At 65.0% G+C, this 22,575-nt stretch carries 19 protein-coding genes and 1 other annotated feature; of the genes, 13 read left to right on the plus strand and 6 right to left on the minus strand.

From position 1 onward, the window contains the following. Positions 1-45 precede the first annotated feature (45 nt). From ACVDHE_RS04745 to ACVDHE_RS04760, 4 genes are all read left to right on the plus strand, one after another. Complete coding sequence (locus ACVDHE_RS04745; protein ID WP_325225263.1) at positions 46-1,320, plus strand: adenylosuccinate synthase; 1,275 nt, start codon at positions 46-48, stop codon at positions 1,318-1,320. A gap of 272 nt (positions 1,321-1,592) precedes the next feature. Further along, the gene (gene purB, locus ACVDHE_RS04750; protein ID WP_458885786.1) at positions 1,593-3,011 is read left to right on the plus strand and encodes an adenylosuccinate lyase; all 1,419 of its coding nucleotides are present in this window, start codon (positions 1,593-1,595) and stop codon (positions 3,009-3,011) included. Positions 3,012-3,199: 188 nt separating this feature from the next. Further along, positions 3,200-3,444 (plus strand) — a binding site (T-box leader). Between the two features lie 44 nt (positions 3,445-3,488). Beyond that, positions 3,489-5,075, plus strand: coding sequence for an asparagine synthase B (gene asnB / locus ACVDHE_RS04755; protein ID WP_458886153.1), 1,587 nt, complete (start codon positions 3,489-3,491; stop codon positions 5,073-5,075). An 83-nt stretch (positions 5,076-5,158) separates the two neighbouring features. Then, a complete protein-coding gene (locus ACVDHE_RS04760; RefSeq protein ID WP_458885787.1) occupies positions 5,159-7,246 on the plus strand; it encodes a glutamine synthetase III family protein in 2,088 nt (695 codons plus the stop codon). Positions 7,247-7,329: 83 nt separating this feature from the next. On the opposite strand, the gene ACVDHE_RS04765 is transcribed toward ACVDHE_RS04760, so the two are convergent. From ACVDHE_RS04765 to ACVDHE_RS04775, 3 genes are all read right to left on the minus strand, one after another. Further along, complete coding sequence (locus ACVDHE_RS04765; RefSeq protein ID WP_418726274.1) at positions 7,330-8,019, minus strand: LrgB family protein; 690 nt, start codon at positions 8,017-8,019, stop codon at positions 7,330-7,332. Then, positions 8,016-8,384 carry a CidA/LrgA family protein gene (locus ACVDHE_RS04770; RefSeq protein WP_213037053.1) on the minus strand — a complete coding sequence of 123 codons (369 nt, stop codon included), beginning with the start codon at positions 8,382-8,384 and terminating at the stop codon, positions 8,016-8,018. Before ACVDHE_RS04770 ends, ACVDHE_RS04765 begins: the two co-directional genes overlap by 4 nt. A gap of 146 nt (positions 8,385-8,530) precedes the next feature. Next, the gene (locus ACVDHE_RS04775; protein WP_458885788.1) at positions 8,531-9,886 is read right to left on the minus strand and encodes an acetyl-CoA hydrolase/transferase family protein; all 1,356 of its coding nucleotides are present in this window, start codon (positions 9,884-9,886) and stop codon (positions 8,531-8,533) included. A gap of 187 nt (positions 9,887-10,073) precedes the next feature. Between ACVDHE_RS04775 and ACVDHE_RS04780 the strand changes: the two genes are divergently transcribed. The 9 genes from ACVDHE_RS04780 (at position 10,074) to aroQ (ending at position 19,126) form a co-directional block, all read left to right on the plus strand. Continuing rightward, on the plus strand, positions 10,074-10,652 hold the full coding sequence (locus ACVDHE_RS04780; protein ID WP_325225249.1) for a zinc dependent phospholipase C family protein: 579 nt from the start codon (positions 10,074-10,076) through the stop codon (positions 10,650-10,652). A gap of 316 nt (positions 10,653-10,968) precedes the next feature. Beyond that, positions 10,969-11,982 carry a 3-deoxy-7-phosphoheptulonate synthase gene (gene aroF / locus ACVDHE_RS04785; RefSeq protein ID WP_458885789.1) on the plus strand — a complete coding sequence of 338 codons (1,014 nt, stop codon included), beginning with the start codon at positions 10,969-10,971 and terminating at the stop codon, positions 11,980-11,982. Positions 11,983-11,985: 3 nt separating this feature from the next. Next, the gene (locus ACVDHE_RS04790) at positions 11,986-12,822 is read left to right on the plus strand and encodes a prephenate dehydrogenase (RefSeq protein WP_458885790.1); all 837 of its coding nucleotides are present in this window, start codon (positions 11,986-11,988) and stop codon (positions 12,820-12,822) included. 30 nt (positions 12,823-12,852) lie between these two features. Next, entirely contained in the window at positions 12,853-13,923 is a 1,071-nt protein-coding gene (gene aroB / locus ACVDHE_RS04795) for a 3-dehydroquinate synthase (RefSeq protein ID WP_458885791.1), read from the plus strand. Further along, positions 13,924-15,255, plus strand: a complete 1,332-nt coding sequence (locus ACVDHE_RS04800) for a 3-phosphoshikimate 1-carboxyvinyltransferase (protein ID WP_458885792.1) — start codon at positions 13,924-13,926, stop codon at positions 15,253-15,255. Continuing rightward, positions 15,245-16,336, plus strand: coding sequence for a chorismate synthase (gene aroC, locus ACVDHE_RS04805; protein ID WP_325224835.1), 1,092 nt, complete (start codon positions 15,245-15,247; stop codon positions 16,334-16,336). Before ACVDHE_RS04800 ends, aroC begins: the two co-directional genes overlap by 11 nt. Beyond that, positions 16,323-17,459 carry a bifunctional chorismate mutase/prephenate dehydratase gene (locus ACVDHE_RS04810; RefSeq protein WP_213037061.1) on the plus strand — a complete coding sequence of 379 codons (1,137 nt, stop codon included), beginning with the start codon at positions 16,323-16,325 and terminating at the stop codon, positions 17,457-17,459. Before aroC ends, ACVDHE_RS04810 begins: the two co-directional genes overlap by 14 nt. 1 nt (position 17,460) lies before the next feature. Beyond that, entirely contained in the window at positions 17,461-18,705 is a 1,245-nt protein-coding gene (locus ACVDHE_RS04815) for a shikimate kinase (RefSeq protein ID WP_458885793.1), read from the plus strand. Then, positions 18,686-19,126, plus strand: a complete 441-nt coding sequence (gene aroQ / locus ACVDHE_RS04820; RefSeq protein WP_213037063.1) for a type II 3-dehydroquinate dehydratase — start codon at positions 18,686-18,688, stop codon at positions 19,124-19,126. The genes ACVDHE_RS04815 and aroQ overlap by 20 nt, the downstream gene beginning before the upstream one ends. Before the next feature lie 91 nt (positions 19,127-19,217). Here aroQ and ACVDHE_RS04825 read toward each other — a convergent pair whose 3' ends face one another. From ACVDHE_RS04825 to ACVDHE_RS04835, 3 genes are all read right to left on the minus strand, one after another. After that, complete coding sequence (locus tag ACVDHE_RS04825) at positions 19,218-20,942, minus strand: carbon starvation CstA family protein (protein WP_213037064.1); 1,725 nt, start codon at positions 20,940-20,942, stop codon at positions 19,218-19,220. Positions 20,943-20,959: 17 nt separating this feature from the next. Next, a complete protein-coding gene (locus tag ACVDHE_RS04830; RefSeq protein WP_249539208.1) occupies positions 20,960-21,478 on the minus strand; it encodes a hypothetical protein in 519 nt (172 codons plus the stop codon). A 319-nt stretch (positions 21,479-21,797) separates the two neighbouring features. Continuing rightward, a complete protein-coding gene (locus ACVDHE_RS04835) occupies positions 21,798-22,481 on the minus strand; it encodes a FadR/GntR family transcriptional regulator (protein ID WP_213037065.1) in 684 nt (227 codons plus the stop codon). Between the last annotated feature and the right edge of the window lie 94 nt (positions 22,482-22,575).

Below are 22,575 nucleotides of genomic sequence, written 5' to 3' on the forward strand. Positions count from 1 at the left end.
CCTGACCGGAGGAACTGTTAAAATCAACCGGGAGGGTTTTGAAGTATGTCAAATTGCGCCATTGTTGGGATCAACTGGGGCGATGAGGGCAAGGGCCGCATGGTGGACCTGCTCACCGCCGACTATGATGTGGTGGTCCGGTATCAGGGCGGCGGCAACGCCGGCCACACCGTGGTCAACGAATTCGGGAAGTTTGCCCTTCACCTGCTGCCCTCCGGTATTTTCCGGCCCGGCGTGGTGAACATTCTGGGCAACGGCGTGGCGCTGGACTGCGAGAACCTGTGGAAGGAGATCTCCGAGATCACCGCCCAGGGCGTGTCCATTACGCCGGAGAATCTGAAAATCAGCGACCGGGCGTCGCTGCTGCTGCCCTGGCACCGGGATCTGGACGGTCTGGAGGAGGCCCGCCTGGCCGACAAGAAGTACGGCTCCACCAAGCAGGGCATCGCCCCCTTCTACTCCGACAAGTACCAGAAAAAGACCGTCCTGGCCGGTGAGCTGCTCTATCCCGACAAGCTCTGGGACCGGCTGGAGGGCATTCTGGAGTGGAAGAACCTGACCCTCACCAAGGTCTACGGCGCCAAGCCCTACACCATGGACGACCTCAAGGCCTGGGTGGCGGAGTTCGGCGAGAAGATCAAGCCCTTCATCTGCGACACCGGCGCCTTCTTGCGCAAGGCCAACAAGGCCGGCAAGTCCATCCTCTTCGAGGCCCAGCTGGGCTCCCTGCGGGACCTGGATTACGGCATCTATCCCATGACCACCTCCTCCAACCCCATCGCCGCCTACGCCCCCGTTGGCTCCGGCTACCCGGAGGCCAAGATCGAGAAGGTCGTGGGCGTGGTGAAGGCCTACTCCTCCTGCGTGGGCGAGGGCCCCTTCACCTGCGAGTGGTTCGGCGAGGAGGCGGAGAAGCTCCGCGAGGCCGGCGGCGAGTACGGCGCCAAGACTGGCCGCCCCCGCCGGGTGGGCCCCATCGACATCGTGGCCACCCGGTACGGCATCCAGTGCCAGGGTGCCACGGACATCGCCCTGACCAAGCTGGACGTGCTCAGTTATATGGATGAAATCCCCATCTGCGATCAGTACGAGCTGAACGGACAGGTCACCGACGACTTCCCCTTCCCCACCCTGCTGCCCGACGCCAAGCCGGTGATGAAAACCATGCCCGGCTGGAAGTGCGACATCTCCGGCGTGCGCAGGTGGGAGGATCTGCCCCAGGCCGCCCGGGACTATGTGGAGTACGTGGAGCAGGCCATCGGATGCCGCATCACCTACGTGTCCGTGGGCGCGGAGCGGGAGGCCATCATCATCCGGTAATGATTGGAGGGGGAGCAGGCTCCCCCTCCAACTCCCCCACCACCAGTGACATCGGTCACTGGTGAACGCGCCCAAGGCGCTTGAGTCAAAGAGTTTTCGGCAGGCGCAGAAGGTGAATTGCCCCCTCAAGGGGCAAGAGAAGCCCCTCTGGAGGGTGTCCTGCCGAAAACAAATTCAACTTTCTTTCGCCTCCGGCGAAATGCAACGCACTCTCTGGAGGCACCCGACCGGGTGCCTCCTTACTTTTGAACACAAGAAAGGTGGATCTTTTCATGTCCAAAGACCGTTACGAGTCCCCCCTGGCGTCCCGCTACGCCTCGGAGTACATGCTGCACCTGTTCTCCGCCGATATGCGCATCCAGACCTGGCGGCGGCTGTGGGTGGCTCTGGCCCGGGCGGAGCACGCCCTGGGCCTGCCCGTCACCGCGGAGCAGGTGGCGGAGCTGGAGGCCCACGTCACCGACATTGACTTCGACGCCGCCGCCCGCCGGGAGAAGGAGGTCCGCCACGACGTCATGGCCCACGTGTACGCCTACGGCCTGGCCGCCCCCTCCGCCGCCGGCATCATCCACCTGGGCGCCACCAGCTGCTATGTCACCGACAACGCGGACCTGGTACTCTACCGCGAGGGCCTGCGGTATCTGCGGGGAGAGCTGCTGTCCGTGATGGCGAACCTGGCCAAGTTCGCCCGGCAGTACAAGGCCACCCCCACCCTGGGCTACACCCACTATCAGCCCGCCCAGCTGGTCACTGTGGGCAAGCGGGCCACCCTCTGGATGCAGGACCTCGTCAGCGACCTGGAGGAGCTGGACTTCGTGCTGGAGAGCATCCCCTTCCTGGGCTGCCGGGGCACCACCGGCACCGAGGCCAGCTTTATGGACCTGTTCGAGGGCGACGGGGACAAGGTCGATGAGATGAACCGGATGATCGCCGCCGAGTTCGGCTTCGACCGGTGCTTTGCGGTGTGCGGCCAGACCTACCCCCGGAAGATGGACAGCCGCATCCTCAACTGCCTTTCCTCCATCGCCCAGAGCTGCTACCGCATGGCAAACGACATCCGCCTGCTCCAGCACGACCGGCAGGTGGAGGAGCCCTTCGAGAAGAACCAGATTGGGTCCTCCGCCATGGCCTACAAGCGCAACCCCATGCGCTCCGAGCGGATCTGCTCCCTGTCCCGCTACCTGATGACCGACGCCCTGAACGCCCCCTTCACCGCCTGCGTCCAGTGGCTGGAACGGACGCTGGACGACTCCGCCATCCGCCGGATCTCTCTGCCGGAGGGCTTTCTCTGCGCCGACGCCATTTTGCGCCTTGCCCAGAACGTCACCGACGGGCTCCACGTCAACGAGAAGGTGGTGGAGGCCACCGTGCGGGAGTACCTGCCCTTCATCGCCACGGAGAACCTAATGATGGAGGCCGTCAAGCGGGGCGGCAACCGCCAGGAGCTCCACGAGATCATCCGCCAGTGCTCCATGGCCGCCACCGCCCGGATGAAGGAGGGCGAGAAGTGCGACCTGCTCTCCCGCCTGGCCGCCCAACCCGCCTTCGGCATGACCGAGGCGGAAATGGCGGCGGTGCTGACCCCCGCCGCCTACATCGGCCGCTGCCCGGAGCAGGTGGACGCCTTCCTCGCCCGGGTGGAGCCCCTGCTTGCCGGCGCCTCCGCGGAGAAGGCGGAGATCAACCTCTGAGTTCTCCCGTCCGTATGCCCGCCGGGAACGGCTGCTTTTCTCGGAAAGACAGCCGTCCCCGGCGGTTTTCGCCTATTTTTTGGAATTGGCAGAGAACTTTTTCGTTTTGCAGCCGTTTCATTTTGTCGGATCTGTCATTGACAGCGGGCGGTCCGCGATGGTACACTCCATCCATAATTTCATTTTCGGCAAAGGCGTCGATGGAGAAAAGTACCGCGGACGTTCCGTTTCAGTGAGCGGGGGACAGTGGAAACCCCGTAACAAAGAATCCGTGGGAAGAACACTCCGTAGCTGCAATCTGAACGCGGGACCTCCGCCAGTAAGTGCGACGAGTTGTGATCGTTACCTCACACGGGCTTGTTGGAGCCTTGAAGGTGGTCCCCCTGGGGGACAAATTAGGTGGCACCGCGGATCGCAGCTATTCGTCCTAAAATTTTTAGGATGTAGCTGCGCTTTTTGTTTTTGGAGGTGCTGTTTATGTGTTCCATCATGGGTTTTTCCCGCAAGACCCTGACCCCTGAGGAGATCCGCCCTTATTTCGACCGCACCCTCTCCCGTGGCCCCGACATGTCCCGGATCGTGGAGACCCCCAACGGGTACCTGTGCTTCCACCGGCTGGCCATCATGGGATTGACCGAGGCGGGGATGCAGCCGTTCCGGCTGGGCGGGGACTATGTGGTGTGCAACGGCGAGCTCTACGGCTTCCGCCCCCTGAAGCGGCAGCTGGAGCAGCAGGGCTACACCTTCCGCAGCGGCAGCGACTGCGAGATCCTGCTGCCGCTTTGGCGGGAATACGGCCTGGAGATGTTCGCCCGGCTGGACGCGGAGTTCGCCCTGGTGCTCTACGACGGCGCCACCGGCTCCCTGGTGGCCGCCCGGGACCCCATCGGCATCCGCCCGCTGTACTACGGCTACGACCGCGCCGGGGCCATCGTGTTCGCCAGCGAGCCGAAAAACCTGGTAGGCCTGTGCCGCAAAGTCTTCCCCTTCCCTCCGGGCCACTACTACGCCCAGGGCAAGTTCGTCCGCTACGCCGACCCCGCCGCCGTGGCCGGGGACTATGTGACCGGCGATCTGGACACCATCTGCCGTGAGATCCGCAACCGGCTGATTGCCGCCGTGGATAAGCGGCTGGACGCCGACGCCCCCCTGGGCTTCCTGCTCTCCGGCGGGCTGGACTCCTCCCTGGTCTGCGCCATCAGCTCCGTCATTCTGGGCAAGAAGATCCGCACCTTCGCCATCGGCATGGACACCGACGCCATCGACCTCAAGTACGCCCGGGAAGCCGCCGACTTCATCGGCGCCGACCACACGGAGGTATACATGACCCGGGACGAGGTGATCGCCGCGCTGCCGGAGGTCATCAAGCTCTTAGGCACCTGGGACATCACCACCATCCGGGCCAGCATGGGCATGTACCTGTGCTGCAAGGCCATCCACCGGGATACCGACATCCGGGTGCTGCTGACCGGCGAGATCAGCGACGAGCTCTTCGGCTACAAGTACACGGACTTCGCCCCCAGCCCCGCCGCCTTCCAGCAGGAGGCCCAAAAGCGGATCTCCGAGCTGCACATGTACGACGTGCTGCGGGCGGACCGGTGCATCTCCGTCAACTCCCTGGAGGCCCGGGTCCCCTTCGGCGATCTGGACTTCGTGCGGTATGTCATGTCCATCGACCCGGCGCTGAAGATGAACACCTACCACATGGGCAAGTACCTGCTGCGCCGGGCCTTCGAGAAGGACCATCTGCTGCCGGAGTCCATCCTCTGGCGCCAGAAGGCCGCCTTCTCCGACGCCGTGGGCCACTCCATGGTGGACGATCTGAAGGCCTACGCCGAGCAGTACTACACCGACGCCCAGTTTGAGCAGCTCTCCCGGAAGTACGATTACTGCCGTCCCTTTACCAAGGAGAGCCTGCTGTACCGGGAGCTGTTCGAGCAAGTTTACCCCGGCCAGGCGGCCATGATCCGGGACTTCTGGATGCCCAACCGGGCCTGGAAGGGCTGCGACGTGGCGGACCCCTCCGCCCGGGTGCTGTCCAATTACGGAGCCAGCGGCCTGTAAGAGGCTGATTTTCGGAAGTATTACCTATTGCGTTCCGGCGATTTTATGATAGGATACCATTAGAACAATAGGAGGAATCAACTATGAGTACCACTCTGAAGCTTCCCGAGCTGTTCGGCAGCCTGGTTTTCAACGAGGAGACCATGAAGGAGCGCCTGTCCACCGCGTCCTACCGGGCGTGGAAGAAGTGCATCGTGGACGGCACCTCTCTGGACATCTCCACCGCCAATGAGATCGCCGAGGCCATGAAGCAGTGGGCCGTAGAGAAGGGCGCCACCCACTATACCCACTGGTTCCAGCCCATGACCGGCGTCACCGCGGAGAAGCACGACAGCTTCATCACGCCTGTGGGCGGCGGCAAAATCATCATGGAGTTCTCCGGCAAGGAGCTGGTCCGGGGCGAGCCCGATGCCTCCTCCTTCCCCTCCGGCGGCCTGCGGGCCACCTTCGAGGCCCGGGGCTACACCGCCTGGGACCCCACCTCCTTCGCCTTCATCAAGGAGGGGAGTCTGTGCATCCCCACCATCTTCTGCTCCTACTCCGGTCAGGCGCTGGACAAAAAGACGCCGCTGCTGCGGTCCATGGATGAGCTCAGCCGTCAGGCGGTGCGCATCCTGCGGCTCTTCGGCGACACAGAGACCAAGCGGGTCACGCCCCAGGTTGGCCCCGAGCAGGAGTACTTCCTCATCGACAAGGAGCTTTACAAGCAGCGGGAGGACCTGCGCTTCTGCGGCCGGACCCTCTTCGGCGCCAAGCCCCCCAAGGGCCAGGAGCTGGAGGATCACTACTTCGGCGCCATCCGCCCCCGGGTGGCCGCCTACATGAAGGACCTGGACGAGACGCTGTGGGCCCTGGGCGTGCTCAGCAAGACCAAGCACAACGAGGTGGCCCCCTCCCAGCACGAGATGGCCCCCATCTACACCGACGCCAACAGCGCCTGCGACCAGAACCAGCTGGCCATGGAGGTCATGAAGAAGGTGGCGGAGCGCCACGGCCTGGTGTGCCTGCTCCATGAAAAGCCCTTCGCCGGCGTCAACGGCTCCGGCAAGCACGACAACTGGTCTTTGTCCACCGACACCGGCAAGAACCTCTTCAAGCCCGGCTCCACCCCCCGGCAGAACGCCCAGTTCCTGCTGTTCCTGGCGGCCTTTGTCAAGGGCGTGGACGATTACCAGGACTTCCTGCGGGCCACCGTGGCCTTCCCGGGCAACGACCACCGTCTGGGCGCCCAGGAGGCGCCGCCGGCCGTGCTGTCCATCTTCCTGGGCGACGAGCTGGGCGCGGTGGTGGAGTCCATCATCCACGACACGGAGTTCAAGGAGGCCGGCAACCGGACCCTGGAGATCGGCGTCGACGTACTTCCCGCCATCCGCAGCGACAACACCGACCGCAACCGCACCTCCCCCATGGCCTTCACCGGCAACAAGTTCGAGTTCCGGATGCTGGGCTCCTCCCAGTCCATCTCCGGCCCCAACATCGCCCTGAACACCATCATGGCCGAGCAGCTCCAGCAGTTCGCCGACGAGCTGGAGAAGTCCCAGGACTTCCAGGCGGATCTGCAGAAGCTGATCAAGCGGGTCTTTACGGAGCACCGCCGCATCATCTTCAACGGCAACGGCTACGACGACGCCTGGATCGCCGAGGCGGAGAAGCGGGGCCTTTCCAACCTGGTGTCCACCGTGGACGCCCTGCCCGCCTATACCGCGCCCAAGAACGTGGCGCTGTTCACCAAGCACGGCATCTACACCAAAGAGGAGATCGCCGCCCGGGCGGAGATCCACATGGAGAATTACACCACCGTCATCTCCATCGAAGCCAACACCATGGCGGACATGATCCGGCATCAGATCCTCCCCGCCGTGTCCCGGTACGGCGCGGACCTGTGCCGCCGGGCTTCGGAGAAGAGTTCCTGCGGCGTCAGCTGCCAGTTCGAAAAGGACACCGCCGCCAAGGTCGGCGCCCTGACCGATGCCCTGGCCGACGCCTGCGGCCGGCTGGAGCAGGCCGTGGCCCAGGTGCCCGCCGAGACCGTGCGGGCCATGGTCTACTGCCACGAGACCATCATCCCCCTGATGGCCGAGGCCCGGGCCGGCGCCGACAAGCTGGAAACGCTGACCGACGCCTCCTACTGGCCCTTCCCCGTGTACAGCGATCTGATGTTCTACGTCTGATCCCGCAATATCCGCAACAGGGCCCCGGCCGAATGGCCGGGGCCCTGTCTGATCTGATGCTCTATGGAGCGGAGCGCGCCTCCTTACAGCAGCGCCTCGAAAAACAGGGCCGCCACGGCGGTGATGATGCCGCACATGCCGATGGCCAGGCCGCTCATGGCCCCCTCGGTCTCGCCCATCTCCAGGGCCTTGGCAGTGCCCATGGCGTGGCTGCACGCGCCGATGCCCAATCCCACTGCCACCGGATCCTTCACCCGGAACAGCTTCACCAGGAAGGGAGCCGTCAGATTGCCCAGGATACCGGTGACGATCACCGCCGCCACGGTGATGGAGACGATGCCGCCGTGGCCCTCGGACACCGCAGTGGCGATGGGGGTGGTCACGGACTTGGGCAGCAGGGAGGCGGTCATGGCCGCGTCCAGGCCGAACAGGCGGCTCATCACCAGGATGCTGCCCACGGACACCACCACGCCGGTCAGGCACCCCACCAGCACCGGCAGCCAGTTCCGCTTGAGCAGGTCCTTTTTGGCGTAGATCGTCACCGCTATACAGGCAGTGGCGGGTCCCAGGAACATATTGATGACGCTGCCGCCCTCGTAATAGGCCTCGTAGGGAATGTGGAACAGCGTCAGCACCGCGATCAGCAGCGCCACGGAGACGATCATGTTGTTGCAGATCACCAGGCCCGTCCGCTTCTGAGCCTGGACGCCCAGCCAGTAGGCCAGCACCGTCAGGGCGATGCCGAAGAAGGGGGACTCCAACAGTGCGCTCATCCCTGCTCCTCCTCTCTCCGGCCCATCAGCCGGACGGTGAGCCGCACGGCGGCCACGGTGGCGCCGTAGGTCAGCACCATGGATACCACGCAGATGGTGAAGAAGGCGGCGGCGTTCTCCCAGATGATCCCGGCGTAATTCATGATGCTGACGGACACCGGCACAAAGAAAAAGCCCAGGTTTCCCAGCAGAAAGTCCGCCTTCTCCCGGATATGGTCCACTTTGATGACCCGGGTCAGCAGCAGCAACAGCAACAGCAGCAGGCTGATGACGCTGGCGGGAAAGGGGATCGGCAGCACCTGTTCGATGCACTGGCTCACCCAGTACAGGCCGAACACCACGCCGATCTGCAGCAGGATTTTCATGGGCACTCCACTCCTTTTTGCGGTCATTTTCTCCCATTCTACGGACCCGGTCCCGGGAAGTCAAACACAACGGCGTCCCCCTCCCCCACTTTTGGCAAAAGACAACAAGACCGCCTCCGGCACGGGAGGCGGTCTTGTCCACTTTTTTACAGATTCTTTACAGCGGCAGCCAGCTCCGCCCGGAAGTCCGGGTGGGCGATGGCGATGAGGGCCCGGGCACGCTCCAGAGCGCTCTTGTACTTCAGGTCCGCCACGCCGTACTCTGTCACCACATACTGCACCCAGGTCCGGGGCGTGGTGACCACGCTGCCGGGAGCCAGCTGCGGCACGATTTTGGAGTGGAGCTGTCCGGCCTTGTCTTTGTAGCTGGAGCGCAGGGCCAGGATGCTCTTGCCCCCCGGGGACCACTGAGAGCCGATGACCCACTCCAGCTGACCGCCGGTGCCGGAGTACTGACAGCTGCCCACGGTCTCGGCGTTGGCCTGGCCGGTCAAGTCGATCTCCAGTACGTTGTTGATGGACACCACATTGCGGTTTTGAGCGATGACCCGGGAGTCGTTGACGAAGTCGATCTCCTTCTGGCAGAAGGCGGCGTTTTCCCGGGCAAAGTCCCACAGGGACTGTCCCCCCACCAGATGGGCGCAGACGGTGCGGCCGGTGCAGACCTCCTTGCGGCTGTTGTTCACCACCCCGGCCTTCATCAGCTCCATGATGCCGGTGCTCAGCACCTCTGTCTGGACCCCCAGGTCCCGCTTCCCGGCGTAGACCAGATTCTCTCCGACCGCGTTGGCCAGCCCCCCCAGGCCCAGCTGCAAACAGGCACCGTCAGGTACCATGTCGGCGATGTATCCGGCGATGCGCCGGTCCGCCTCATTGCCGGGGACGGCGGCAGTCTCCACCAGAGGGCCGGAGGTCTCGATGATGCCGTCCACCTCCGAGACGTGGAGTTTGGTGTGGAAGGGCCCGTCGCTTTCGATATAGGGCATGTCGGGATGGACCTCCGCCAGCACCAGCTCGCACTGCTCCAGAAGCCGCCGGTTCAGGCAGGTGCCCCAGATGGACCGGCTCATCCAGCCGTTCTCATCCGGCGGCGAGCAGGTGAGCACCGCCGCCCGGGGATGCCGGGAGAGAAGCCAATCCGGCGTCTGGCTCAGATGGGTGGGCACATAGTGGACGTTGCCCATGGGGGCCAGGGTCCGCTCCACGCCGAAAAAGTTGGTGTTATAGGTCACATGGTCCGCGCACTCCGGCGTCAGCAGCCGGGTGCCCGCGGGAATGAAGTGGGCGTCCACCTCAACGTGACCCCCCTGTGTCCGCAGGCGCTCAGCCAGGGCGGCGTCCAGCTCCCGGGGCCAGTTGGACATGGCGGAAAAGGCCAGCACGTCCCCGTCCCGGATCAGGGCGGCGGCCTCCGCCCCGGTCATTTGAAGGGCCCGATATTGCTCCCGCCAGGTGCCGCGGCCGGCGCAGCGGCCCCGACGGCGGGGCTTCAACTCTTCCATGATACATCCTTTCCGCCGGGCATCCCGGCTGTCTGATTTTCACATGCCTGCTCATTTTAACCCATATCCTGACATTTCCGCAACCGTTTTGCCCAAATTTTGCGGATTTTTTTCATATTTTCCCTTGCATTCCGCCCTATGAGCGTGCTATACTGTGCGCGTTGAAATACTTTCTGGAGGTGCCGCCTTGCAAAAACGCAGCCACAAGCTCCTGGCCTCCTCTCTCCTGGAGAGCGTGGATGGTTTCCGGGCCCGGCGATTCGAACTCGCCTTTCTCTTTGGTTCCTTTCAGCCGGACTGCAACCCCCTGACCTATCTCAAGGGTTCCATCCGGGCCTACAAGTTCCGGGGACATAACTATTCCAACTCCCGCCGGTACATCGAGCGGCGTATCCGCCGCCTCCAGGCCCGCCGCCGCTGGACCATGTGGCAGTATTATACCCTGGGCAAGCTCACCCACTACCTGGCCGACGCCTTCACCTATCCCCATAACGAGCACTACCCCGACCCGCTCCTGTGCCACCACCAGTACGAGACGGACCTGCGGGCCTACCTCCAGGAGTACCTGGCGGAGCGGACGGTGCGGCGCAAGCAGTTCCGGGCCAACGTGGCCGAGTCCATTGCCCAGCTCCACGACTATTACCGCCAGTCCGCCGCCGATCAGCGGATGGACGTCCAGTTCATTCTGGAGGCCACCAGCCTGCTCATGGCCGGCTGCCTGCCCGGCGCGGCGCTGGCCCCGGTGCAGGTCCGGCAGGCTGCCTAATCGGCCCAGCCGGACAGAATTGGATTTTGTAGGAATTTACAGTTTCCATTTCTTTTGGGAAGTGTTATGCTTTAAACATCTAAAGACCAGTGAGGACAACGCCATGACCATGATCGCCCGCGCAGCCGAATACCGCTACTTTAGCTTTACCTACTTTTATGGTAAGGCTTATTTCGGTTTGGCTGAACACGTGGGCGCGTAACAAGGGCATTGTCAGAAACTGTCAGTGCATCACGACCCGCAGCCGGACCGGCTGCGGGTCTTTTTTCATTCCGATCCCATTGATACATTGTATTTGTTTAGGAGGAAACACACCATGATCGTCGTACTGAAACACAACCCCAACCGTGACCAGCTGGAGAGCCTGATCGCCTGGCTCCAGGAGAAGGGCATCACCATCCACACCAGCATCGGCGAGGCCCACACCATCCTGGGCCTGGTGGGCGACACCTCTGCTCTGGACATTGACCTGATCGCCGCGCTGGACATCGTGGAGGACGTCAAGCGGGTCCAGGAGCCCTACAAGAACGCCAACCGCAAGTTCCACCCGGAGGACACCGTGGTGAAGGTTGGCGATACCCAGATCGGCGGCGGCACGTTGACCATCATGGCCGGTCCCTGCTCCGTGGAGAGCGAGGAGCAGGTGGTGGCCATCGCCAAGGCCGTGAAGGCCAGCGGCGCCACCATGCTGCGGGGCGGCGCCTTCAAGCCCCGCACCTCCCCCTACTCCTTCCAGGGCCTGGGCGCCACGGGTCTGGAGTATCTGAAGGTGGCCCGGCAGGAGACGGGCCTGCCCATCGTGACCGAGCTGATGGACCTGAGCCAGCTGCCGTTGTTCAAGGACGTGGACGTCATCCAGATCGGCGCCCGGAACATGCAGAACTTTGACCTTCTCAAGGCCGTGGGCCATCAGGACAAGCCCGTCATGATCAAGCGGGGCATGTCCGCCACCTATGAGGAGTGGCTTATGAGCGCCGAGTACGTCATGGCCGGCGGCAATGAGAGCGTCATCCTCTGCGAGCGGGGCATCCGCACCTTCGAGAGCTACACCCGCAACACGCTGGACCTGGCCGCCATTCCCGTGCTGCGCAAGCTGACCCACCTGCCCATCATCATCGATCCCAGCCATGCCACCGGCAAGAGCTGGCTGGTGGAGCCCCTGGCCCTGGGCGCCGTGGCCACCGGCGCCGACGGCCTCCAGATCGAGGTCCACAACGACCCGGCCCACGCCCTGTGCGACGGTCCTCAGTCCCTGCGGCCCGAGGTGTTCGATCCCCTGGCCAAGAAGCTTTTGAAGCTCCACGCCACCATGAAGGAACTGGAGGGATAAGCCATGAAAGTCGGCATCGTCGGCCTGGGCCTCATCGGCGGGTCCATGGCCAAGAGCATCAAGACCCGCACCGCCCACACGGTCTACGGCATCGACCTAGACCACGAGACCATGACCATGGCCCGGATGTGCGGCGCCATCGATGCGCCCCTGACGGATGAGAACCTGCCCGCGTGCGACCTGGTGCTGGTGGCCATCCGGCCCGGCGCCGCCGTGGCGTGGGTCCAGGCCCACGCGGACAAGATCGCCAGGAGCGCCATCCTGGTGGACCTGTGCGGCGTCAAGCGCACGGTGGTGGAGGCCCTGGCCCCCATCGCCGAGGCCCACGGCTTCGCCTACATCGGGGGCCACCCCATGGCGGGCAAAGAGCGGAGCGGCTTCACCGCCGCCAGCGACGACCTGTACGTGGGCGCGTCCATGATCCTGACCCCCGACAAGCGGACGGACATGATGCTGCTGGAGACGCTGAAGGCCTTCTTCCTGGACATCGGCTTCGCCGGGCTCACCTTCTCCACCCCGGAAGAGCACGACCGCATCATCGCCTTCACCTCCCAGCTGGCCCATATCACCTCCAGCGCCTACGTCAAGTCTCCGGAGGCCCAGAAGCGCCGCGGCTTCTCCGCCGGCAGCTTCCAGGACATGACCCGTGTGGCCCGGCTGGACGAGGACATGTGGACGGAGCTGTTTCTGGACGACGCCGACTACCTCACCGGCGAGCTGGAGGTGCTGATCCGGCACCTGACCGAGTATCTGGACGCCCTGAAAGCCGGAGACGCCGACGCCCTGCGGGCGCTCCTGCGGGAGGGCCGGGAGAAAAAGGCCACCGCCGGCGGCAACTGACCCCACAAGAATGAGAAAGGGAGTTTTCCCATGGCTGATACCATCCAAGTGATCCCCGTGGGCACGGTCCCGCCCTATCAGGTGACCATCGGACCGGGCCTGCTGGCCCAGTGCGGCGGGCGTCTGCGGGACGTGCTGCCCCCCTGCCGCGCCGCGGTCGTCGCCGACACCACCGTGGCGCCCCTGTACCTCCGCACCGTCACGGAGAGCCTGCGCCAGGCGGAGTTCGCCGTCAGCACCTTTACCTTCCCGGCGGGGGAGGCCCGGAAGAACCTCTCCACCCTGTCGGACATCCTGGAGTTCCTGGCCCGGGAGCATCTGACCCGGACCGACTGCGTGGTGGCCCTGGGCGGCGGCGTGGCGGGCGACATGGCGGGCTTCGCCGCCGCCGTGTACCTGCGGGGCATCCGGTACGTCCAGATCCCCACCACCCTGCTGGCCGCCGTGGACTCCTCCGTGGGCGGCAAGACCGCCATCGATCTGGCCGCCGGAAAGAACCTGGCCGGGGCCTTCCTCCAGCCCGCCGCGGTGCTCTGCGACACGGACTGCCTGTGCACGCTGCCAGCCGACATCTTTGCCGACGGCGCCGCCGAGGCCATCAAGACCGGGGTCCTGTGCGACGAGTCCCTCTTCGCCCTCTTCGAAGACGGCACCCTCACCGCCGACCCGGCGGCCGTCATCGCCCGGTGCGTCACCTACAAGGCCGGCGTGGTGGAGCGGGACGAGAAGGAGCAGGGAGAGCGGAAGCTCTTAAACCTGGGCCACACCGTAGGCCACGCCATTGAAAAGTGCAGCCAGTACGCCATTCCCCACGGCCACGCCGTGGCGGCGGGCCTGGCCGTCATCGCCCGGTCCGCCGAGCGTCTGGGCTGGACCGACGGCCCCATCGCCGGCCGCATCGCCGCATGTCTGACGAAAAACGGCCTGCCCACGGGCACGGCCTATCCGCCCCAGGCCCTGGCGGAGGCGGCCCTGGCCGACAAGAAGCGCGCCGGCGGTGAGATCACCCTGGTGATCCCCCGGCGCATCGGAAACTGCGGCCTGCGGAAGATGCCGGTGGAGGACCTGCTGCCGGTGATCCAGGCGGGATGGGAGGCGTAAATGGACCTTCAGATCACTCCGAAAAAGCTCTCCGGCACCGTGACGCCCCCGCCCAGCAAATCCCAGGCCCACCGGCTGGCGATCGCCGCCGTCCTGTCGAACGGAATCAGCACCGTCCGGGGCGTGGCCATGAGCCAGGACGTGGAGGCCACCCTCCGGTGCCTGACGGCCCTGGGCGGCCGCTGGCGGGAGACCGCCCCCGGCGTGCTGGAGATCACCGGCACCGGCGGCCGCCGGACCGGGGCGGACCTGCCCCTGCTGGACTGCGGGGAGAGCGGCTCCACCCTGCGCTTCTTCATCCCCATCGCCCTGGCGGCGACGGGCGGCGGCGTGTTCACCGGCCGCGGCCGGCTCATGGAGCGGCCCCAGGGCCCCTATTTTGACCTGTTCCGGGAAAAGGGCATCTTTTTTGAGCAGAAGGACGGCGTCCTCACCGTCCGGGGCCGGCTGACTCCGGGGGAGTACCGCCTGGCGGGCAACGTCTCCAGCCAGTTCTTCACCGGCCTCCTGTTCGCCCTGCCTCTGCTGGAGGGGGACTCCGTTCTGATCCCCACCACGCGCCTGGAGAGCGTGGGCTACATCAACATGACCCGGGAGGCCATGGCGCTGGCCGGTGTCCGCACCCAGTGGCGGGAGGGCAGCACCCTGTTCATCCCCGGGAACCAGCGCTACCAGCCCCTTGAGGCGGCGGTGGAGGCCGACTGGTCCCAGGCGGCCTTCTGGTACGCCGCCCAGGGCCTGGGCAACGCCGTGACCATTGCGGGATTGAACCCCAAATCCATCCAGGGGGACCGGGTCATGGCCAGCTTTGCCGAAATGCTGCGGGGAGAACCTTTACACGGCGGCGTCACGGCGCCCATCTGGGGTCCCGCCTCCGCCGCGCCCGCCCGGCCGGATCGGCAGATCCCGGCGCGGCCCGGCTGGTCCACTCCCTGCGTTGGCAGCGTCAGCCTGCCCCTCACCCACTGCCCGGACCTGGCGCCGCCGCTTGCGGCCTGGGGGGCCCTGCTCAACGGGGACCTCTATCTCAAGGACGCCGGGCGGCTGCGGATCAAGGAGAGCGACCGGCTGGCCACCATCACCGCCGCCCTGCGGGCCCTGGGAGCCGACGTGACCGAGGAGCCGGAGCGGCTCATCATCATCGGAAAGCCCTCCCTGCCCGGCGGCACCGTGGACTGCGCGGGCGACCACCGCATCGCCATGATGGCGGCCATCGCCGCCACCGGCTGCACGGGCCCGGTGACGCTGCTGGGCGCGGAGTGCGTGAAAAAATCCTACCCGGATTTCTGGGAGGTCTACCAATCCCTGGGAGGTGAGATCCATGTCCTCTGAGTTCGGACACCTTTTGAAGATCAGCGTGTTCGGCCAGTCCCACGGAACGGCCATCGGCGTGGTGGTGGACGGCCTGCCCGCGGGCGAGGCCGTGGACCTCACCGAGCTGCAAGCCTTCCTGGACCGGCGGAAACCGGGGAAAAATCCCCTCTCCACCGCCCGGAAGGAGGCCGACGCACCGACCTTTTTGTCGGGTCTTGAAAACGGGATGACCTGCGGCGCGCCGCTGTGCGCCGTCATCCAAAACGGCGACCAGCACTCCGGGGACTACGCCGGGCTCACCGACACTCCCCGCCCCGGCCACGCGGACTACACCGCCGGCATCAAGTGGGGCGGCCGCGCGGACATGCGGGGCGGCGGCCACTTCTCCGGCCGGCTGACGGCGCCCCTTTGCATCGCGGGCGGCATCGCCAAGCAGATCCTGGCCCGCCGGGGTGTTTTCGTGGGCGCCCACTTAAAAGAAGTGGCCGGGATCCCCGACGCGCCCTTCCCCCTGCGTCCCTCGGCGGAGCTGTTTCAGGAGGTGGCCGCCAAGGCCTTCCCGGTGCTGGACGACGGCGCCGGAGAGCGGATGCGAGCCGCCATCCTGGCGGCCCGGGAGGACCTGGACTCCGTGGGCGGCATCGTGGAGTGCGCCGCCACCGGCCTGCCCGCCGGGCTGGGAGATCCCATGTTCGACGGGGTGGAGAACCGCCTGGCGGCAGCCCTTTTCGGCATCCCCGCCGTGAAGGGGCTGGAGTTCGGCGCGGGCTTTGACGCCGCCCGGCTCCGGGGCTCCGAGAACAACGACCCCTTCGTCCTGGACCACGGCGCTGTGGCCGCGGAGTCCAACCGGGCCGGGGGCATCCTGGGAGGCATCACCACCGGGATGCCGCTCCTTCTGCGGGCGGCCTTCAAGCCGACGCCGTCCATCGCCCGGCCGCAGAGGACCGTGCGGCTGTCCACCATGGAGGAAACCGATCTGGAGATCCGGGGCCGTCACGACCCCTGCATCGCCCACCGGGCCGTCCCGGTGGTGGAGGCGGTCACCGCCGCCGTGCTGTTAGATTTATTATTGGAGGGTAATCATGGAACTTTCTGAGATCCGCACGAAAATCGACGCCGTGGACGACCAGCTGCTGGAGCTGTTCCTCCAGCGGATGCAGCTGTCCGACGAAGTGGCCGCCTACAAGAATGAGCACCGCCTGCCCATCCTCAACAAGCAGCGGGAGCGGGAGATCCTGGCCAAGGTCACGGAGAAGTCCGGCGACAAGGAGCGCTACGCCTATCACCTCTTCTCCACCCTCTTTGAGCTGGCCCGGTCCCGGCAGGCGGAGCTGATCGACGCCCCCACCCATGTGGAGGCCCAGGTGAAAGCCTCCCTGGCCGCCGGCGGCGAGGTGTTCCCCCAGACGGGCCTGGTGGCCTGCCAGGGCGTGGAGGGCGCCAACTCCCAGGTGGCCTGCGACCGCATCCTGCCCCGGGGCAACATCGTCTACGTCAAGACCTTCCAGGCCGTGGCCTCCGCCGTGGAGTCGGGCCTGTGCAAATTCGGCGTGCTGCCCATCGAGAACAGCTCCAACGGCTCCGTGAGAGCGGTCTATGAGCTGCTCCAGGACCACAAGCTGTCCGTGGTGCGCTCCACCCGCCTGTGCATCCGCCACGAGCTGCTGGCCCTGCCCGGCGCCAAGCTCTCCGACATCACGGAGATCTACTCCCACGAGCAGGCCATCGGCCAGTGCAGCCGCTTCCTGACAGGCCTCAACGGCGTGCGGGTGGTGCCCTGTGACAACACCGCCGCAGCCGCCCAAATGGTGGCCGAGCGGGGCGACAAGCACGTGGCCGCTATCTCCTCCCACCCCTGCGCCGCCCTGTACGGCCTGGAGTGCCTGAAGGACGACATCCAGGACAGCGACAACAACTACACCCGCTTTTTCTGCGTGGCCAAGGACCCGGTGATCTACGCCGGCGCCAACCGCATCAGCCTCATCATCGCCTGTGAGAACAAGCCCGGCGCCCTGTACGACATCCTCTCCAAGCTGGCGGCCCTGGGCATCAACATGACCAAGCTGGAGTCCTGCCCCGTCACGGGCCGGAACTTCGAGTTCATCTTCTTCCTGGAGCTGGAGGCCTCCGTCCACGAGCCCGGCGTCCTGCCCATGCTGGAGGAGCTGGAGCGCAGCTGCCAGAGCTTCCAGTTCCTGGGCAGCTACGCGGAAGTGTGACATGGGGGAGCGGGTCTGCGGCCTTCTGGGCCGGAAGCTGGGCCACAGCTGGTCCGTCCCCATCCACGAAGCCCTGGGCTGTGAGGGCTACCGCCTCATCGAGCTGGAGCCGGAGGACCTGGCGTCCTTCCTCCGCCGGGCGGACATCGGCGGCCTGAACGTCACCATCCCCTACAAGCGGGACGTGATGCCCCTGTGCGGTGAGATCGACCCCGCCGCCGCAGACATCGGCAGCGTCAACACCATCGTCCGGGGGGCGGACGGCGTCCTCCGGGGCTACAACACTGACATCGACGGCTTCATCTACATGGCCCGGCGGGCGGGCATCACGCTGGCCGGGAAAAAGGTGGTCGTTTTGGGCACCGGCGGCGCATCGCTGACCGCCCAGGCGGCGGCCCGGCGGGCGGGAGCCCGGGAGATCGCGGTGATCTCCCGCTCCGGGCCGGATAACTACGGCAGCCTCCACCGCCACGCCGACGCGGAGGTCCTGGTGAACACCACGCCGGTGGGCATGTACCCCGGCAACGGCGCCGCGCCCGTGGACCTCACGGCCTTTCCCGCGTGCCGGGGCGTGCTGGACGTGGTTTACAACCCCCGGCGCACCGCCCTGCTGCTCCAGGCGGAGGAACTGGGCACCCCCTGCTGCGACGGCCTGCCCATGCTGGTGGCCCAGGCCAAGCGGGCGGAGGAGCACTTTACCGGCCGGGCCATCCCCGACAGCGAGAACGAGCGCATCCTCAGCCAGCTGCGCCGGGAGATGGGCAACATCGTTCTGATCGGCATGCCCGGCTGCGGCAAATCCACCGTGGGGCGGCTGCTCTCGGACCTGACGGGCCGGGAGGCCGTGGACATCGACCAGCAGATCGCCCTGCGGGCGGGCTGCTCCATCCCGGAGATCTTCGCCCGGGGCGGAGAGGCGGAATTCCGCGCGCTGGAGCGGGAGGAGACGGCCAGGGCCGGGGCCCTGACCGGGAAGATCCTCCTGACCGGCGGCGGCGCCGTCAAGACGCCGGCAAACTACGGCGCCCTGCGGCAGAACGGCCGCATCTACCACCTGCTGCGGGACCTGGGGACCCTGCCCACCGACGGGCGGCCCTTGTCCCAGGGGGCGGACCTTGGGGCCATGTGGCGGCAGCGGGAGCCGCTGTACCGGCGGTTCCGGGATGTGACCATGGACAACAACGGCCCGGCGGAGGACACCGCCGCCGCCATCTGGAGGGATTTTTGTGAACATTCTGGTGATTAACGGCCCCAACATGAACATGCTGGGCATCCGCCAGCCCAAGATCTACGGCCGGGAGAGCTACGAGGACCTGTGCGCCATGATCCGGGCGGAGGCGGAGCGGCTGGGCGTGAGCGTCTCCTTCTTCCAGTCCAACCACGAGGGAGCCCTGGTGGACGCCATCCAGCAGGCCTATTTCGACCATGTGGACGGCATCATCATCAACCCGGCAGCCTACACCCACACCAGCGTGGCGCTGCTGGACGCGGTGAAGGCCGTGGGCATCCCCACGGTGGAGGTCCACGTCTCCGACCCCGACGGGCGGGAGGACTTCCGCCGCGTCTCCTACATCCGCTCCGCCTGCGTGGCTACTATCAAGGGCAAGGGCCTGCCCGGCTATCTGGAGGCCCTGCGGCTGCTGTGGGAGCGGCAGGGGCAATCGTGACGCCGTTTCCCGGGAAAACAGAAAAAAGGACTGCCGCGTAAGCGGCAGTCCTTTTTTGTGGCAATGTTTCCGATCATAGGAAGGACCGTGTTTATTTCGCAGCCTTGCTGCTGTACTGCTTGGAGATGGTGGCAACGCCCTCGATGGCCAGAACCACGGCCAGGATCACCAGCAGCACGCCCACGATGGCCTGGACATAGGGACCCCAGTCGGCGCCGCCGGCGGAGATCAGAGCGATCTGGCTCTTGGTGTTCAGGATCAGGGAGGCGATGGTGACCACCAGCATGAAGGCCATGGGGATCAGGAACATCTTGTTGTTCTTGCCGATGCGGCCCAGCCAGGTGGCGACAGCCAGCAGGCCCAGGGCGGCCAGCAGCTGGTTGGCGGAGCCGAACAGAGCCCAGATCTTCTCGTAGCCGTTCATGCCCAGAGCGATGCCCAGCACCACGGTGATGATGGTGGCGACATAGGGATTGGCCAGGACCTTCTTGTAGCCGGTGACGTTCTCCGGGGTCTCGCCCTTGGAGCCGTCCAGCCAGAACTCCTGGAACATGAACCGGGCCAGACGGGTGGCGGTGTCCAGAGAGGTCAGGCAGAAAGCGGAGTAGGTCAGCACCAGCAGGGTGTACAGGATGTCATAGGCAGCGCCGCGGCTGGGATCGATCATGCCGGCGATACCGCCGCCGAAGATGGCAGTGGCACCGGTCAGAGCGGCGTCGGGGTTGGCGGCGTTCCAGCTGTATGCATAGGCGACGGCGCACAGGGTCAGGATGGCCAGCACGCACTCCAGCAGCATGCCGCCGTAGGCGATGGGCTTCGCGTCGGTCTCTTTATCCAGCTGCTTGGAGGTGGTGCCGGAGGAGACCAGGGAGTGGAAGCCGGAGATGGCGCCGCAGGCGATGGTGGTGAACAGCACCGGGAACACCGGGGAAGTGGCGTTCTCAGACTGCAGGACGGGCAGGCTGTCCATGCTGGGATGAGCCATGAACACGGCGACCACAGCCAGGGCCAGCATGGCGTACAGCAGGAAGGAGCTCAGGTAGTCACGGGGCTGCAGCAGGATCCACACGGGGGTGACGGAGGCGATGACGATGTACAGGCCCACGATCCACATCCAGGTGCTGGTGGACAGGTACAGGGGGTGGAAGTTCATGCCGATGGCAATGATGGCCACGATGGCCAGCACGCCGATGACAGAGGCCACGCCCATGGGGGCGTTCCGGCGATAGACCAGGAAGCCGAAGATGATGGCGATGACGATGAACAGGATGGAGACCATGGCCACGCGCGCCTGGCTGGTGGAGGCGGCCACGTTGACAGCGCCGGTCTCATCGAAGGTGGCGCCGAAGGTGCCGGCCACGATGGAGGCGAAGGCGGCGACCACCAGGATCAGGGTCAGGTAGGCGAAGATGATGAACAGACGCTTGGCGCGCTTGCTCATGTTGGCGGAGATGATCTCACCGATGGACCGGCCGCCGTGGCGGACGGAGGCCACCAGGGCGCCGAAGTCATGGACGCCGCCGAAGAAGATGCCGCCGATGACGATCCACAGCGCGCAGGCCAGCCAGCCGAAGCCGAAGCCCGCGGCGCTGATGGGGCCGGTGATGGGGCCGGCGCCGGCGATGGAAGAGAAGTGGTGGCCCATCAGGATGGGGGCCTTTGCGGGGACGTAGTCAATGCCGTCCTCCATGGTGTGTGCGGGGGTTTGCTCGTCGTTCTCACCCACGCCCCACTGCTTGCACAGCCAGCGGCCATAGAACACATAGCCCAGCAGCAGAATGGCGACGCAGATGATCAGAAGTACCAAACCGTTCATTGATGCTTTCTCCCTTCTTAGTTTGCCTTTTTGGCGAAATTGTTTTCCAGTGTCCTGCGCGCTTCCTTCCCGGCTGGATTGGACAGGAAGCTGACCGTGGAACATTCCATTGCCGCAATGCGATACTCCATCCAGCCGTGGAGCATCAGCCGATAGGTTTTCCGGAGCCGGGTCTTTTTCAGGATCTCCTTGGCCTCCGGATCGATGGTGTCCGCCAGGATCACCAGCGCCACAAAGGAGCACATATGCTCCTTATGGGGCCGGACCCGGGCGAGCCCCGCCTTCTGGGACAGCGCGATCTGCTCCCGCAGGGCCGCGGCGTCCAGATGCTCGGTCACGTAGAAGTAGACGTACTCATGCTGCTCCATGGCGTAATAGATATGCTCCTTGGTCAGCAGGCGGTTTTCGTCCCGCAGAAAGAATTCCGCCGCGGCCGGGAACCGGCCGCCGTCCACCTCCACATCCCTTTCCACCTCGTAGTGGTAGGAGTAGGCGTCCAGCAGTTTATCCAGGCGCTCCTGTAAAGTCATTTCCATGAGTTCTCCTTTTGCGTGATCTTTTCCCGTAACCGCTCATCTGGAAACATTATACACTGATGTTCAGATTTTGTTAAGAGGGTTCCGTAAAATTTGTGTACAATTTGTGAACAACCCCTTATAAATTGTTCATTTCAGACAGGCCGCAGAGCAAATCCCCCAAACCGAAAGCGATTTTTACCGAAAATTTAACAGTTTCTTTATGTAAAACATCCATATCTTTTCGCGTGCTAAATATCTCGCCCCTTCCCTCCTTTGCAGCAAAAAAAGGCGTCTGTTTCTGTAAACAGACGCCTTTTTTGAATATTTATCAATTAATTTATTCCTGGAGCGTATTGATCAGATGCTTCATATGGATGCTCATGGCGTGACGGGCTCCCGCCTCGTCCCGCTTCATCAGAAAGTCCATAATGATCCGGTTGTCGCTGAGGGCGATATTCTGCATATGCTGACGGTTTTCCGTGATTTGCAGGATCTCGTTGACTGCACTGTTAATGATGGGATACAGCCGCCTCATATATTCGTTGTGGGAGGCCTTGATGATGGCCCAGTGGAACTCCTGGTCCGCCAGGGGCCAGTCGCCGCCCTCGGCGGCGATCCGCTCCACCCGGTCGGCCTTCCGGGCGATCTGGCGCAGCTCCTCGTCGGTGGCCCGCTGGCAGGCCAGCGCCACCGTGGCCGGTTCAAAGATCAGCCGCATTTCAAAGAGATCCTTGGCCCGGACCCGGGACCGCACTCCGGCCAGGGCCGTCATATCCAGCCCCACGGCGGGCAGCTCCTCCGACACATAGGTGCCCTTGCCCCGGCGGATCTCCAGGATCCCCTGAGCAACCAAAAAGGAGATCGCCTCCCGCAGGGTGGTGCGGCTGACATCCAGCCGCCGGCTCAGATCGTTCTCATTGGGCAGTTTGCTGCCGGGGGCGTACTGGCGCTCCTCCACGATCATCTCGTACAGGCGGTCCGCCGTCTGCTCCGACAGCTTGACTTTTCGTTTTTCCTCCATACCGTTCCCTCCACAGCCGGACCGGGGCCCGGTTCTCCGCAGGCGCCGCCGGAGCCCGGCCGCGGCGGCGGCATTTTCTCTTTCCAGGCAATGT

It is taken from the genome of Dysosmobacter sp. Phy, assembly GCF_054476235.1.

What these genes read in the sequence shown, in the direction of transcription:
- ACVDHE_RS04745 (WP_325225263.1), top strand. Translation starts at nt 46, where the DNA reads ATGTCAAATTGCGCCATTGTTGGGATCAACTGGGGCGATGAGGGCAAG.
- purB (WP_458885786.1), top strand. Translation starts at nt 1,593, where the DNA reads ATGTCCAAAGACCGTTACGAGTCCCCCCTGGCGTCCCGCTACGCCTCG.
- asnB (WP_458886153.1), top strand. Translation starts at nt 3,489, where the DNA reads ATGTGTTCCATCATGGGTTTTTCCCGCAAGACCCTGACCCCTGAGGAG.
- ACVDHE_RS04760 (WP_458885787.1), top strand. Translation starts at nt 5,159, where the DNA reads ATGAGTACCACTCTGAAGCTTCCCGAGCTGTTCGGCAGCCTGGTTTTC.
- ACVDHE_RS04765 (WP_418726274.1), bottom strand. Translation starts at nt 8,019, where the DNA reads ATGAGCGCACTGTTGGAGTCCCCCTTCTTCGGCATCGCCCTGACGGTG.
- ACVDHE_RS04770 (WP_213037053.1), bottom strand. Translation starts at nt 8,384, where the DNA reads ATGAAAATCCTGCTGCAGATCGGCGTGGTGTTCGGCCTGTACTGGGTG.
- ACVDHE_RS04775 (WP_458885788.1), bottom strand. Translation starts at nt 9,886, where the DNA reads ATGGAAGAGTTGAAGCCCCGCCGTCGGGGCCGCTGCGCCGGCCGCGGC.
- aroF (WP_458885789.1), top strand. Translation starts at nt 10,969, where the DNA reads ATGATCGTCGTACTGAAACACAACCCCAACCGTGACCAGCTGGAGAGC.
- ACVDHE_RS04790 (WP_458885790.1), top strand. Translation starts at nt 11,986, where the DNA reads ATGAAAGTCGGCATCGTCGGCCTGGGCCTCATCGGCGGGTCCATGGCC.
- aroB (WP_458885791.1), top strand. Translation starts at nt 12,853, where the DNA reads ATGGCTGATACCATCCAAGTGATCCCCGTGGGCACGGTCCCGCCCTAT.
- ACVDHE_RS04800 (WP_458885792.1), top strand. Translation starts at nt 13,924, where the DNA reads ATGGACCTTCAGATCACTCCGAAAAAGCTCTCCGGCACCGTGACGCCC.
- aroC (WP_325224835.1), top strand. Translation starts at nt 15,245, where the DNA reads ATGTCCTCTGAGTTCGGACACCTTTTGAAGATCAGCGTGTTCGGCCAG.
- ACVDHE_RS04810 (WP_213037061.1), top strand. Translation starts at nt 16,323, where the DNA reads ATGGAACTTTCTGAGATCCGCACGAAAATCGACGCCGTGGACGACCAG.
- ACVDHE_RS04815 (WP_458885793.1), top strand. Translation starts at nt 17,461, where the DNA reads ATGGGGGAGCGGGTCTGCGGCCTTCTGGGCCGGAAGCTGGGCCACAGC.
- ACVDHE_RS04825 (WP_213037064.1), bottom strand. Translation starts at nt 20,942, where the DNA reads ATGAACGGTTTGGTACTTCTGATCATCTGCGTCGCCATTCTGCTGCTG.
- ACVDHE_RS04830 (WP_249539208.1), bottom strand. Translation starts at nt 21,478, where the DNA reads ATGGAAATGACTTTACAGGAGCGCCTGGATAAACTGCTGGACGCCTAC.
- ACVDHE_RS04835 (WP_213037065.1), bottom strand. Translation starts at nt 22,481, where the DNA reads ATGGAGGAAAAACGAAAAGTCAAGCTGTCGGAGCAGACGGCGGACCGC.